The organism is Clostridium sp. CM036 (assembly GCF_055081135.1).
Genome location: NZ_CM143652.1, coordinates 2,454,914 through 2,469,881, shown reverse-complemented (window position 1 = coordinate 2,469,881; position 14,968 = coordinate 2,454,914). Strand labels below are relative to the sequence as shown.

The window sequence follows — 14,968 nt, the reverse complement described above, 5'->3', positions numbered from 1 at the left end:
ATTCATCTTATATAAACCTTGGAATCCCTTAAGGGGGGGCTGAACAATTATTAATTGAATTGCTTTTGTGAATTATCAATAAAGAGTTGGAGGAAAATCATGTTAGTAAAAGCTTATGGAAAAATAAACATATCTTTAGATATAGTAGGTAAAAGAGAAGATGGATATCATTTACTGAAAATGGTTATGCAAAATGTAGATCTATATGATTCTATGTCCTTTCAAAAATGTAACAAAGGTATTAATATAAGCTGCAATAAGCCGTACATACCTACAGATGATAAGAATTTAGTATATAAGGCTGCAAAACTTTTTATGGACACCTATGATATTAGCGAAGGTATAAATATATATCTTAAGAAAAATATTCCTGTAGCAGCAGGTATGGCAGGTGGGAGTGCGGATGCAGCAGCTGTTTTTAAAACATTGAATCAAGTATTCAAAATAGATGTAGATGACAATGAACTTATGAAGTTAGGTGTCCAAATAGGTGCAGATGTCCCTTATTGTATAACAGGGGGGACTGCCTTGTGTGAAGGTATAGGAGAAATTATTACCCCGCTCGCGCCTTTTAAAAATTATATTTTAGTATTGGTTAAGCCAAATTTTGGAGTATCTACTAGGGAGGTTTTTAAAAACTTAGATATTAGTAAAATTTTTAAGCATCCAGATACAAATGCATTAATAAAAGCTATGGAACAAGAAAAATTAGCAGATGTATGCAGTAGTATGAAAAATTTACTTGAAAATGTTACACTAAGAAAATATCCAGTTCTCAAAAGAATAAAAGAAGATATGGTTAAAATGGGTGCAATGGGTTCAATGATGAGCGGAAGCGGACCGACGATATTTGCTTTTTTTGATGACATGTTAAAAGCCCAGAGATGCTATGATAAATTTAAAATTCAATATAAAGAAGTATATATAACAAGAACGATATAAATATAATTTTATAGTGAAATATAAGAACGTGTAAAAACCCTTTGTGGTTTTTGCGCGTTTTTATATTTATATAAGTGAATATTTTCTACCAGTGTCGTAAAAGCTAGTTAAAACAAAGTAGGGTAAGTTGCTTAATCATAAAGTTTATATTGTTTTGATAATTATACTAAAATAGGGAGTAAAGGTATGAGAGTTTTAGAGTTGTTTGATATCTATTTTCTTACAATGATGGTAGTTCAAGGCGCCGTTGTACTTGCTGTGGATGTGAGAAACTTTAAGAAATCTGGAATGGGAATTATTAGTAAAAAAGCGCGTGTCTTAGGATGGCTTGCAATTATTACAGCTATCGTTCTATTTACACTGAGGTGGATATTTTAACGACATTTCAGAAGGAAAGTTTCCCGCTTCTATAAATGGGAGTTATATGTCCTAGTAAATAGAAAACTTCAGTAGAGGTATAAATCTCCTGCTGAAGTCGTTAATGCATTTTCTACGAATATGTTGCAGCGACCCAGGAGATGAGTTAAGGCTATAGTCGATCAATACATATAAGGAAGTGAAGGATATGAAAGAGAGCATTAATGATAAAATTGAACTTGATGCAGGAAAAAATATAGAGTACTTAAAAGAACTTTTACAAGATAATTCAGATGTTATTTTTAGAATTTTTAATGTGGGAGAGTGGAAAGCCGCATTAGTTTACATTGATGGGATGGCAAATAACCAGCTACTCAATCATTATGTATTAGAGCCATTAATGTTATGGTCAAAGGGGATAGAGAATGTAGAGGAAATAAAAGACACTGTACTTGCAGTGACTGATATGCGGGAAGTGAAAAAATTAAGTGAAGGAGTTAATGCTGCCCTTTCTGGGGACACATTAATGTTTATAGATGAACTAAATTGCGCATATGTTATTGCTACCCGAGATTGGCCTGCTAGAGGGGTAGGTGATCCATCTGGTGAAACGGTAATTAGAGGAGCGAGAGAAGGATTTACAGAAACTATAAGATTCAATACGGCATTAATTAGAAGGCGAATTAGAGATACAAAGCTAAGAATTAAACCTAAAGCTATAGGAACTAGATCGAAAACCGATGTGGCTATTATGTATATTGACGATATAGTAAATAAAGAAGTACTTCAAGAACTTGAGGATAGAATAGAAAGAATAAACATCGATGCAGTTTTTGATAGTGCTTACATCGAGCAGCTAATAGAGGATAATAAATATTCTCCATTTCCTCAAATACAAAGTACAGAGAGACCAGACGTAGTAGCAGCAGCTTTATATGAAGGTAGAGTAGCATTGGTTGTAGATAATTCTCCTTTTGCAATTGTTGTTCCAGCTACATTACCTAATTTATTTCAATCCCCAGATGATTATTATCAAAGGTGGATGCATAGTTCTATGGTTAGAGTTATTAGAATGCTTTCTATATTTATTTCTCTTACTGCACCAGCACTTTATGTAGCAATTACCTCTTTTCATACAGCTATAATACCTACTAAATTAGCTTATGCTATAGCAGCTTCTAGGGAAGGAGTGCCATTTCCTGCATTTGTAGAGGCTATAATTATGGAATTATTCTTAGCGCTTCTTATGGAAGCTGTGGTTAGATTACCGAGGCCCATTGGAGCTACTATTGGAATAGTAGGAGGACTTGTTATAGGTCAATCTGCAGTGAGTGCGGGAATAGTTAGTCCAATTATGACAATTATTGTGGCAATTACAGCTATTACTACATTTGTAACTCCTAATTATGAAGTTACTACAGCTTTTAGACTTGTCAGGTTTCTGCTTATTATTGCGGCGGCAATTGTAGGATTTTATGGAATAATGATTGGGCTCATTATACTTCTAATTCACCTAGTTAGGATGAAAAGTTTTGGAATACCTTATTTAGCGCCAGCGGTGGATATTAACATTAAGGATTTAAAAGACATGTATATTAGAGCGCCAATATCTTCTCTAAAAGAGAGGCCTAAATATATGAAAACGGGAGATAAGATAAGACAAAAATAATTTGTACATCTTTTATGTGGAGGCTAAAGGGATATTATGAGAGATAAAAAGATAATTGGAGACTTTGGGTTGTTTACTACTGTAGTGGTAGCTATAGTAGGCGTAGGGATATTTTCCAGCCCAAGAGAAGTCATAGATAAAGTAGGTAGTGACGCGTGGATAGTTACTTTAGCCGGCGGAATAGTTGTTTTTTTATTACTGTATCTTATGTACATGGTTATGGATAAAAACGATTTTGAAGAACTTACAAATATATTGCAGAATAATTTTGGAAAGCTTCTTGGAGGCATATTTGGGATTACATTTGCAATTTATAGTATATTTATTGCTTCTCTTGGAATGAGGGAGTTTGCTGAAGTAATTAAATTGCATTTATTAAGGCGAACTCCTACAGAATTTATTTTGATGATTACTATTTTAACAGGAACTTACTTAGTTAGAGGTGAAATATGTGATTTAGTTAAGTTTAATGAAATTGTATTTTGGATTATGTTTATTCCCGCTTTTACAGTTTTCATACTTATCGCAATAAATGCAGATTTTACAAATTTATTACCAGTACTTAATAATAAGCCGTCCGATTACTTTAGGGCTTCTAGGTATATTTTATTCTGTTTTGGTGGGATTGAAATAGCCTACCTTATTCTCCCTTATGTTAAGAATAAGAGCAATTCACCCCGTGTGTTAAAAAAGAGTATTATGTTTGTAACAATCTTTTATCTAATTGTAATGATACTTGTTTTAGCGGTGTTCTCTAAATCGCAGAGTAGAATTTTATTATGGCCAACTATTTCCATGATAAGATCATTATATATACCAGGTTCATTTATAGAACGGTGGGAAGGAATAGTAATGGCGTTCTGGATATTTTTTTATTTCGCCACCTTTGTTAATGCTTATTTCTTTTCGGGGGAGATTGTAAAAAATGTATTTAAATTGAAAGATATTAAACTATCTTCACTTTTAATTATGCCTATTATTTATGTCGTAGCACTATATCCACAAAATATAGCAGAACTTTATGCTTTGCAATTTAAAACGACACCAGTTATATTAACGGCGATATTTCTTTTTCTACTCTTGCCGATACTCATCTTATTGGTAGGTAAATGTAAAAGTAAGGGTAAAGGGGGGCGGAAAAGTGCGGATGAAATTTAAGAAGGTTTTACCGGTTATCTTAAGCTGTATGTTGCTTAGCGGATGCTGGGATAAAGTAGAAATAGATAGGCTTAATTTCATATCTACTATAGCTGTTGACGCAGGGGAAGATATTGATAAAGAAAAGGAATTAAAAAGTATTAATCCGGAAGAACCATTTGCTGAGGCGAAGATTAAAAAAATTGATGTAACTTATGGATTTCCAGACATGAGTGTGATAGGGGGGGATAAAGGTGGGAGTCCACAGGAAAAATACATTAATACGCAGGCATCCTCTATGGAGGATGCTGCGTCAGAAGCCATAGCTAAAAGTAGTAGAGAGATATATATGGGGCATGCTAAGTTACTTATATTAAGCGATGATGTATTAAAATATAAAGATACTGTCAAAGAGATTGTGGATTATATGCAACGAAATCCTAGCATAAATAGAATGCTTCAGGTAGTTGTTTCGGAAGGCATAGCTGAAGACTATATAAAATTTAAACCTATGACAGAAAATAGCACCCAATATTATATTTCTGGACTTATGGATAACAGCAAGAGAAATTCTAGAATTATGAGCATAAATTTAAATGAATTTCTTATTCTTTTAAGCGAAAATGGAAGTGCGTTACTACCTAGAATAACTTTAGATAAGGGGAAAAAAGAATTGATTTTAACTGGTGCTGCTATAATTAAAGATTATGAATTAAAAGGATATTTTACGCCAATCGAGCTGATGGATATCCAATTGTTAAGTGGGAAGTTTAAAGCTGGTAAAAAAGTTATATACATGGAAGGACACCCTGTTGATTATATAATAGACGGATATGAAAGGAAAATGAAAGTTACGCAGGAAGGAGGTAAGTTAGCTATTGATATAGATATAAGCCTTGAGGGTCAGCTGGGTGGCTATTATGTAGGTAAAAGAATACTTGAAAAAGGTGAGTTGCAAAGACTGCAAAATACTTTTAATAAGTCAATTAGTGAAGAATGTGAAAAAAACATGGGAATTGCTATAAAAAAATTTGAGATAGATCCATTTGGAACCCGTGAAAATATTGAAAAATTTAACCCTTCGTTATGGAACAAAATAGAAAAGGATTGGGATGGGAAATATAAAAATGCAACAGTAAATGTGACTGTTAATACTAAAATTCGAAGAATCGGAGCAGTTCAATGAATAAAATTGCATAATATGTTAATACTTTTAATGTGAATCATTATATCCGGGGGGGATAAACATGAAAAAATTTATATTAACAAGCATTACCATAATTATTTTAATTTCCATAGCTTTAAATACAAATAATATGAGTGGAAAAGTAAACCAAAGTGATGTTGCTGGTAAACTTATAAGGTTTCATGTAATAGCTAATAGTGATGACAAAACAGATCAAAAGTTAAAATTAAAAGTAAGAGATTCTGTTTTAAAATATATATCACCAAAACTTAAGGATTGCAAGAGCATAGAAGAATCAAGAAAGATTATAAAGAATGAAAATAAAAACATTAAAAAAATTGCGGAAACGGTTATAAAGAAAAATGGGTTTAAATATTCCGTAGCATCGACACTTTCAGAGGAAAACTTTCCAGTTAAAACCTACGGAAATATAACTTTGCCTCAAGGTAAATATGAGGCTTACAGAATTATTATTGGAACTGGCACAGGCCAAAACTGGTGGTGTGTTATGTTTCCACCATTATGTTTTGTAGATATTACTAAAGGAAATGTATCATATGAAAAAACGGAAAAAGAAATGAAAACAGTATTGTCGGATGATGAGTATAATTTGGTAGATAATACTGTAAATAATAAAAAAATAGTTGTTAAATTTAAAATTGGCGAGATTTTTAACAAATTATTTAGTTGAAAAAATATCTAGAAGACTACTAGGAGGATAATAATTATTATCCCCTTATGAAGAATACCGGGAGGGAAACATATGAAAATGCTAAAGAAAAGAATTTTGTATACAAGTGTTGTAACTATAATTGTTGTATTTTCAACTACTTTTGCTATACTAATGTTTTTGGAAAGATTAGATTATAGAAATTATCTTCAAGGTCAATATAGTAAAAATATGTATGAACTTGTTAGTTCTGTACAAAATATAAGGGTAAACCTAGGCAAATCTGCTATTGTGGGGTCTAGAGAACAGAGCATAGTAGTCTTTGAAGAAATATTTAGACATTCAGCCACCGCAAATGATAAATTACATTCGTTGCCACTCGAACAATCAGTTATTTCGGATACTAGTGAATTTTTAACTCAAGTAGGAGATTTCTGCTACACTTTAGGCAAAGCATCATCAGAAGGAAAGGAACTTAATGATAAGGAATATGAATTAATTGACAAATTAGAGATGCAATCGTATACGCTCCAGGAACAATTAAATGGAGTGCTTTCTGAAATAAATGAAGGTAAAGTCAAATGGGGAGAGATTAGGAAAAAAAGTAGTGGAGTATTTGCAAAAGAGGGTAAGAGCCTTGTGACTGAAAAATTCACGGGTATACAAAAACAAATAGTTCAGTATCCAGCATTAATTTATGATGGGCCTTTCTCAGATAATGTATTAGAAATAAAGCCTAAAATAATGTCCCAAAAGGAAGTAAGCGAAAAAGAAGCAATCAAGATAATAAAAAATATATTTGGAGAAGATAAAATTGAAAGCATTGAAAGTAACCCACAAGAAGGGAAGACTAAAATACCTGCTTACAACTTTCATGTAGCATTTAAAGGTAGAGGTAAAGGTGATGGTAAAGCAGTAATAGAAGTAAGTAAAAATGGAGGTAGAATAGTATATTTATTAGATAATAGGGCTATAGGAAAACCAACTTTGAATGCTGATAAGGCAATACAAAGTGGAAGTAAGTTTATTAGTAAAATAGGATATAAAAATATGGAGTCTACATACGTGCTGAATTATGATAATACAGTAGTGGTAAGTTATGTGTATAAACAAGGAGAAGTGGCGATTTATCCAGATCAAGTAAAGCTTAAGATTGCGCTAGACGATGGTAGTATTATAGGAATTGAATCTGAAAAATTTCTAATTTCTCATGTTGAAAAAAGGAAGAACGTTAAACCAAAAGTAACAGCAGCAAAAGCGCAAGAAAAGGTTGGTAAAAGGCTGAAAATAAATAAAATTAGTTTGGCTGTCATACCAACCGAGACTAATAAAGAAGTATTGTGCTATGAGTTTTTAGGGTTATATAAGGAGAAAAATTTTATAGTGTACATTAATGCTGATACTGGTTATGAAGAAAGAATAATGGAAATAATAGACACGCCTAATGGCAAGTTAACTATTTAGTATAATAAAAGGTTAAGAGGACGAAAATATTACATGTAGTAGTCAATTAAAGAGAGGATATATGTGCGATTTATGCACGTATATCCTCTCTTTAATTGAGTTGTTTTAACGACGTTTCAGACGGGAAGTATCCCACTTCTATAAGTGGAGTATAAATCTCCTTCTGAAGTCGTCAATTCATCTTCTTCGAAGCTATGCAGCGACCCAGGAGATGATTTAATTTGCCATTATAATTTCGAGTGGTGTTATTAGAGAAAGTGAGTTTTGAAAATTAAAATACAAAGGAATAGATAAAAATGATATAATATGATACAATACTAAAAAAATTTAGTATTATATACTAAAAAACTAGTATGTAATACTAAATTTATTTGGAAAATGGTTACTATGGTTATAAGGAGTGAGCGTTAATGAAAAAGAAGATAGCAGTGTTATTTGGTGGTCAGTCCACAGAACATGAGGTTTCGAGAATGTCAGCAACATCAGTATTGAAAAATATTGATCAAACAAAATATGATATATACCCTATAGGAATAACTAAGGATGGGCTATGGTTTGAATATACTGGTAAATTAGATAACATAGAGAATGGTGAATGGGAAAAGGACGAATATTATAAGAGGCCAGAGGGACAAAAAATTATATTTAATAAAGAAGTGGATGTAGTATTCCCAGTATTGCATGGTTCATTTGGAGAAGATGGAACTATTCAAGGTATGTGCAAATTATCCAATATTCCTTGCGTGGGTCCCGGAGTAATGTCCTCTGCTATTTGCATGGATAAAGTATATACAAAATACTTATTAGAAAAATTCAATGTAAAGCAAGCTGATTATGTGGTAATAAATTCGAGCGAACATGCAAAAGACAAAGAAATATTAATAGAAAAGATAGAAAAAAAATTGGGCTATCCAGTATTTATTAAACCGTCTAATGGAGGGTCCTCTGTAGGTATAACAAAAGCACACAACAAATATGAATTAATGCTTGGAGTAGAAGAAGCTCTAAAATATGATAGAAAAATTTTAGTTGAACAGGCCATTAATGCAAGGGAAATTGAGGTTGCTGTAATAGGGAATGATTATCCTGAGGCGGCTATTCCGGGAGAAGTAATCCCCGCAAAAGAATTTTATGATTATGAAGCTAAATATAAAAACGAGGAATCTAAACTTTTAATACCTGCAGCGCTCTGTGAAGCTAAGCTACAGACCATTAAAGATGAAGCTATAAAAATTTATAAAATACTAGATTGTGCTGGAATGGCAAGAGTGGATTTCCTAGTGGATAAAGAAACAGAAGATGTTTATTTAAATGAAGTTAATACTATACCGGGTTTTACTCAAATAAGTATGTACCCTAAAATGTGGCAAGCTACAGGGAAAACTTATGTGAAGCTTATTGATGAACTTATTGAATTGGCTATCAATAGGAACAATAAATAGTAGTTTTAACGACATTTCAGCTCCGCAGGAGATGGTTTAATAGGAATTATTAAAATACAGTAAAGAGAGGTATTGCTTATGACAACAGCTTTGGCTATGATTTCTGGAGGCCTTGATAGTATATTAGCAGCAAAACTTGTAAAAGATCAGGGAATAGAAGTCATTGGGATATGCTTTAAATCACACTTTTTCAATGAGGAAAATGCATTGAAAATCGTTAAACAAATAGATATACCATTAGAAGTTATAGACTTTTCAAATGAACATTTTGAAATGGTAAGAAATCCAAAACATGGATATGGGAAGAATGTGAATCCTTGTATCGATTGCCATGCTATGATGATGAGATATAGTGGAGAGCTATTAGAGAGATTTCATGCGGATTTTATTATAACAGGAGAAGTGTTAAATCAAAGACCTATGTCGCAAAATAGATCAGCTTTAGATATAGTGAAAAATGAATCGGGTATAGGAGATAAAATCTTAAGACCATTATGCGCTAAGAATCTTAATCCAACTCAAATGGAGATTGAAGGGTTAATAGATAGAAATGCTCTTTTGGATATAAAAGGGAGAAGCAGAAAGACTCAAATGGAACTAGCACAAATGTGGGGTATTCTAGAGTATCCATCACCTGCTGGTGGATGTAAACTTACGGAGCCTAACTATTCTATAAGACTTAAGGACCTCTTCGAGTATAAAGAAGATATATCAAAAAAAGATCTAGAATTATTAAAAATAGGAAGACATTTTAAGGTATCTAAGGATGCTAGGATTATATCTACAAGAACTCAGGAAGAGGGGGAATTATTAAAACAACTTTTAACGCAGGAAGATTTAGTATTCTTATCTGCGGATTATAATGGGTCTACTGTTGCTATAATTGGCAAAGAGACAAATGAAGATATTGAATTTGCAGCTAAAATTGCGGGGAGATATTGTAAGGGTAAGGATGAAAAAAATATATCTATTAGTTATGGCAGTTATGATCAGCCTTTAAATAAATTTATAGATATAACGCCTGCAACTGATGAAGAAATAAACAACTACATTTTAAAATAGCGAGGGGTAAGGGTATGAAGAAAAACGCAATAATTTCAGTTGTTAGCAAACAAGCTGACAATGAAGATGATGGTGAAGCAATTGAGGTGGTGACACCGGGTAAATTTTATAAAGAAGATGATTGCTATTATGCAGTATATGAAGAGACCGAGATTTCAGGAATGAAGGGAACTACTACTACTTTAAAAATTGATGAAGAAAAGTTTACACTTATAAGAACAGGAACTACTAATACTGAAATGAAATTTAAGAAGTATGTAAGGGACTTAACTTTATACAATACGCCCCATGGAGCATTAGATCTTACTGTGGATACTAAGGAGTTAAAGATGAATGTGGACGATAACGGCGGAGATGTATTTATAGATTATGATATGATAATAGGGAATCAACAAGTTTTAAGTACGACTTTGCAAATTAACATTAAAGCACAATAAAAATAAAGGCTATGTTCTAATTTTAGAACATAGCCTTTATTAACATGATACACTTTTTTTTTAACAACAAGTTAAAGTTATGTGTATAGTTTTTGTGTATAAGTGTCAATAATTTAAGTGACAACATAATATATAGAAAATCTAGGAGTGATTTAATGTTAAAAAATATTAATTATGAGAAGATAATAGAAGCTATTTGTTACGTTAAAGGCATAAAAAGTCATGAATCATTAAAAATATTAAAAGACAGAGAGTGTAAGTATATTTTATTCTTATTATTAAAAAAGTATAAATGTGGAGATGAAGAAAGCGCTTATAAGAATTTTCTGATTTCAAACAAAAGAGCTGCTAATTATGGGTTAAAAAAAGCAGAGGAACGATTTTTCATTAATAAAGAATTTAGAGAGAGGTATTTCGAAATAGAAAACATATTAGATAGAGACAACTAGAAATGTAAATATTTGAGATTTTACATAACAAAACTCAAAAAAAAAGAAAAACAAAAAAACACTGGTGAATGACAAAAAAATATGCTAAAATAATATTATTATTTTAATAATAAATACGCCATGATACCATACTATTCAATTTATAGGGTAATTCCTATTATAGAATTATAAAGAACATTTGTCAAGTTGTTTTTTATAATAGTTAAATAACTTATGATGAGCGATAAAACATAGGGGGAGTAATTATGAGTGCTAAGTACATATTTGTTACAGGGGGAGTAGTGTCATCTTTAGGGAAAGGAATAACAGCAGCTTCGTTAGGAAGGCTTTTAAAAAATAGAGGGTTAAAGGTTTCTATTCAAAAATTTGACCCATATTTAAATGTGGACCCGGGCACCATGAGTCCATATCAGCATGGTGAAGTTTTTGTTACGGATGATGGTGCGGAAACAGATTTAGATTTAGGGCATTATGAGAGATTTATTGATGAGAACTTAAGCAAGAGTAGTAATGTAACCACAGGGAAAGTATATTGGTCAGTCATATCAAAAGAGAGGCGAGGGGACTATTTAGGTGGTACAGTGCAAGTAATCCCACATATAACTAATGAGATAAAAGAAAGGGTCTATCGAGTAGCTAAAGAAAAAGACGTAGATGTTGTTATAACTGAAATCGGTGGAACTGTTGGGGATATTGAGTCTTTACCTTTTTTAGAGGCTATAAGGCAGGTGAAATATGAAGTAGGAATAGAGAATGTTTGCTTTATCCATGTTACATTAGTGCCATATTTAAGGAAGGCTGGAGAACTTAAAACCAAGCCAACCCAACATTCTGTAAAAGAATTGAGAAGTATAGGCATTCAGCCAGACATCATAGTATGTCGTTCTGAGAAGGAGATATCTGATGATTTGAAGTCCAAAATAGGTCTGTTCTGTAATTTGGAGGCGAACTGCGTAATTCAAAACTTGGATGCTGAGAATTTATATGAAGTGCCACTTATGCTTCACAAAGAAGGATTAGATACCCTAGTGTGTAAAAAATTAAAATTTACTTGTCTTGAAATAGATAATAGTGCGTGGATTAATATGGTAGATAAATTAAAGAGTTTATCTGGAAATGTAAAAATAGCTTTAGTAGGAAAATATGTAGAACTTCATGATGCATATATTTCTGTTGTTGAGGCATTGAGTCATGGAGGTCTTTTTAACGATTGCAATGTAGAAATTAAATGGGTAAATGCCTGCGATATAACTTCAGAGAATGCAAGTGAAATATTGGAAGATGTTGACGGAATATTGGTGCCTGGAGGATTTGGTGATAGAGGAATTGAAGGCAAAATACAGGCGACTCGATATGCTAGAGAAAATAAAGTGCCGTTCTTTGGGATATGCCTTGGTATGCAATGCGCTGTTATAGAATATGCAAGAAATGCGTCGGGACTCAAAACCGCTAATAGTTCAGAAATCGATGCGCAGACGAAGTATCCAGTAATAGATTTAATGCCAGACCAAAAAGATTTAGATGAAAAAGGAGGTACAATGAGACTAGGGCTATATGCATGTAAATTAGCAAAAGATTCTAATGCTTATGAAGCGTACAAAGATGAAGTAATATATGAAAGACATAGGCATAGATATGAATTTAATAATGAGTATAGAAAAGAAATGATTGACGCAGGACTTTTGCTTACAGGAACAAGTCCTGATGAAAAATTAGTAGAAATAGTTGAAATTAAAGATCATCCTTGGTTTGTTGGAGTTCAGTTTCATCCAGAACTTAAATCTAGACCTAATAAACCACATGTATTATTTAGTGCATTTATTAAGGCCTCGCTTAATAAATGATATAGTTAAAGGGCTGTAAGTAACATAAGCAGCCCTTTATTTTTTTACTCCATAACAAATTATTAAACAATTTTAAATTATAATGATTTTTATATAAAACTTACTAATAGTTTCAATTTAAATTTAGCAGGAATTTAATTAAATTTATAGAATTTAGTATTAAACACTATAGCCAAGAAAAATGGATTTGTTTTAACGGCATTTCAGCACTGCAGGTGATGATTAGTAATCCTTATGTAAAAAAATTCACATAAGAAGTATAAAATATGGAGGTGAAGTAATTGGTATTTGATACTAATATTGCTATGGCTTTGAAAAATCCTAATGGTGAGTACAAAATTTGCGAACTGACAATATTTGAAATAGAGAACATGGAAACTGTATTTCCCTCTTTAAAAGTTGAATTACATAAAGGTACTGAAATATTAATTAAGGTTAAGTGTTCGCTATGTGAGGAGTTTCATTTTTATCATTATAATATTAAGGAGTTTTTTAAAATAAATATGGTTATAGGAGGATGTGAACAATTAGCCTTACCTATATTTTTAATTGGCAAGAATCAAAAAGTTATTGAAAAAGTAAATGAATATAGACAGACTATAGAGAAGATTTACGCTATGATATAAAAGAAAAAACAAGTAATTAGGCGGGACATGGAACTATATAGGTTGCTGGGGAATTTAAATATAGTGGATTAAAATTGTGAAATAGGATATAATTTAAAGAATATATCATTTCAAGAAAATTCATTGGATAGTAGACTCGTTTTAAAATTCCCATGATATTTATTAAATAGATATTATATATGAAATACCCTTCGGAGGTGCAGATTTTTGATAAATAAAGATTTTGATAATAGGACAGTAGTCGAGCTGCGGGAACATTGCAAAGAACTCGGCATTAAAAATATTTCTAAACTTAAAAAAAGTGAATTAATTGAGGAAATAAAGAAGATAACGCCAGTTTCTATGCAAAAGGATGGAGTTATTTTAAGAGAAAAAATAAGTCCCAAAAACACTTCTACAGCTGGAGACAATATTATAGGAAATTCAGAGAAGCAAATCGAAATTAACCCAATTCAAACTACTCAAGCTACCAATAATTCAGAACATGATACAGGTTTTAAAAATCAAAATAAAAAAGAAAAATTACAAGAAATGATAAATGAATCGGGATCGGCAAGAGGAGTTCTGGAAATAATCGAAAACAATAGTTATGGGTTTCTAAGAGGGAATAATTACTTATCAGGCCCTGACGATATATATGTTTCGCCATCTCAAATTAGAAGATTTAACTTAAAAACAGGTGATGAAGTAGAAGGTAAGGTTAGAACGCCTAAAGAGGGTGAAAAATTTAAAGCTCTGTTGTATGTACAACAAGTAAATGGAGAAAATCCTGACAGAGCTGTAGGTAGAAGACCTTTTGAAAAGTTAACTCCGATTTATCCAACTCAAAGATTGACACTAGAAACATGTGCAACTGATTTGTCTTCGAGAATGATGGATATTATTTCTCCTATAGGAAAAGGGCAGAGAGGCATAATTGTAGCACAGCCAAAGGCGGGAAAAACAACACTTCTTAAAAAAATCGCTAACAGTATCTCTATAAATCACCCAGAAGTAAAACTAATTGTTGTTTTAATAGATGAAAGGCCTGAGGAAGTTACTGATATGCAGAGATCTATTAATGGTGAAGTTATTTATTCAACTTTTGATGAAGAACCAGATCATCATACAAAAGTAGCTTCTATGGTTCTTGAGAGAGCTAAAAGAATGGTAGAACAAGGCCAAGATGTAGTTATTCTATTAGATAGTTTAACTAGGCTTTCTAGAGCTTACAATTTAACTGTGACCCCTTCAGGAAGAACTCTATCCGGAGGACTCGATCCTAGTGCACTTTTGATGCCAAAGAAATTTTTTGGAGCGGCTAGAAATATAGAAGAGGGTGGAAGTTTGACAATTCTTGCTACTGCTTTGGTAGAAACAGGAAGTAGAATGGATGATATGATTTTTGAGGAATTCAAGGGTACAGGAAATATGGAAGTTCACTTAGATAGAAAACTTCAAGAAAGAAGAATATTCCCAGCGATAGATATTTATAAATCAGGGACAAGAAGAGAAGATTTATTGCTTACTAAGATTGAAATGGAGACTATATATAATTTAAGGAAGATAATGTATAGAGAAGGTAATGCATTAGGTGTAACAGAAAAACTCCTAAATTTATTAGCTACAACAAAGAGTAATAATGAATTTTTTGAGATGATAAATAAGAATTTTGAATTATTAGCTAGATAACATAATTTTTAA

The 14,968-nt window shown here is 32.1% G+C and carries 14 protein-coding genes; all 14 read left to right on the top strand.

The genetic code is table 11. The features are described 5' to 3' along the window. Positions 1-99: 99 nt before the first annotated feature. The 14 genes from ispE to rho all read left to right on the top strand — a co-directional run bounded on the left by ispE (position 100) and on the right by rho (position 14,956). A complete protein-coding gene (gene ispE / locus ACWJKE_RS11645) occupies positions 100-942 on the top strand; it encodes a 4-(cytidine 5'-diphospho)-2-C-methyl-D-erythritol kinase (protein ID WP_165413250.1) in 843 nt (280 codons plus the stop codon). Positions 943-1,128: 186 nt separating this feature from the next. Continuing rightward, the gene (locus ACWJKE_RS11640; protein ID WP_216303376.1) at positions 1,129-1,320 is read left to right on the top strand and encodes a CLC_0170 family protein; all 192 of its coding nucleotides are present in this window, start codon (positions 1,129-1,131) and stop codon (positions 1,318-1,320) included. Positions 1,321-1,507: 187 nt separating this feature from the next. Beyond that, positions 1,508-2,968 carry a spore germination protein gene (locus ACWJKE_RS11635; protein WP_165413248.1) on the top strand — a complete coding sequence of 487 codons (1,461 nt, stop codon included), beginning with the start codon at positions 1,508-1,510 and terminating at the stop codon, positions 2,966-2,968. Positions 2,969-3,004: 36 nt separating this feature from the next. Beyond that, the gene (locus tag ACWJKE_RS11630; RefSeq protein ID WP_220286859.1) at positions 3,005-4,126 is read left to right on the top strand and encodes a GerAB/ArcD/ProY family transporter; all 1,122 of its coding nucleotides are present in this window, start codon (positions 3,005-3,007) and stop codon (positions 4,124-4,126) included. Next, a complete protein-coding gene (locus ACWJKE_RS11625) occupies positions 4,116-5,291 on the top strand; it encodes a Ger(x)C family spore germination protein (RefSeq protein WP_258876438.1) in 1,176 nt (391 codons plus the stop codon). Before ACWJKE_RS11630 ends, ACWJKE_RS11625 begins: the two co-directional genes overlap by 11 nt. Before the next feature lie 61 nt (positions 5,292-5,352). Continuing rightward, a complete protein-coding gene (gene spoIIR, locus ACWJKE_RS11620; RefSeq protein ID WP_165413245.1) occupies positions 5,353-5,982 on the top strand; it encodes a stage II sporulation protein R in 630 nt (209 codons plus the stop codon). Between the two features lie 72 nt (positions 5,983-6,054). Then, positions 6,055-7,425 carry a germination protein YpeB gene (gene ypeB / locus ACWJKE_RS11615; protein ID WP_216303373.1) on the top strand — a complete coding sequence of 457 codons (1,371 nt, stop codon included), beginning with the start codon at positions 6,055-6,057 and terminating at the stop codon, positions 7,423-7,425. A gap of 410 nt (positions 7,426-7,835) precedes the next feature. Then, positions 7,836-8,867 (top strand): D-alanine--D-alanine ligase family protein, encoded by a 1,032-nt coding sequence (locus ACWJKE_RS11610; protein WP_216303372.1) that lies wholly within the window; start codon positions 7,836-7,838, stop codon positions 8,865-8,867. A gap of 78 nt (positions 8,868-8,945) precedes the next feature. Continuing rightward, positions 8,946-9,929 (top strand): tRNA 4-thiouridine(8) synthase ThiI, encoded by a 984-nt coding sequence (locus tag ACWJKE_RS11605; RefSeq protein WP_216303371.1) that lies wholly within the window; start codon positions 8,946-8,948, stop codon positions 9,927-9,929. A 14-nt stretch (positions 9,930-9,943) separates the two neighbouring features. Beyond that, complete coding sequence (locus ACWJKE_RS11600) at positions 9,944-10,366, top strand: YwiB family protein (protein ID WP_165413042.1); 423 nt, start codon at positions 9,944-9,946, stop codon at positions 10,364-10,366. A gap of 155 nt (positions 10,367-10,521) precedes the next feature. Beyond that, positions 10,522-10,815 carry a ribose-5-phosphate isomerase gene (locus ACWJKE_RS11595; protein WP_216303370.1) on the top strand — a complete coding sequence of 98 codons (294 nt, stop codon included), beginning with the start codon at positions 10,522-10,524 and terminating at the stop codon, positions 10,813-10,815. Positions 10,816-11,060: 245 nt separating this feature from the next. After that, complete coding sequence (locus tag ACWJKE_RS11590) at positions 11,061-12,659, top strand: CTP synthase (protein ID WP_220286863.1); 1,599 nt, start codon at positions 11,061-11,063, stop codon at positions 12,657-12,659. Between the two features lie 281 nt (positions 12,660-12,940). After that, positions 12,941-13,285: a hypothetical protein gene (locus ACWJKE_RS11585; protein WP_220286864.1), complete on the top strand. Its 345-nt coding sequence runs from the start codon at positions 12,941-12,943 to the stop codon at positions 13,283-13,285. A gap of 207 nt (positions 13,286-13,492) precedes the next feature. Then, entirely contained in the window at positions 13,493-14,956 is a 1,464-nt protein-coding gene (rho, locus tag ACWJKE_RS11580; RefSeq protein ID WP_462958835.1) for a transcription termination factor Rho, read from the top strand. Positions 14,957-14,968: the final 12 nt, after the last annotated feature.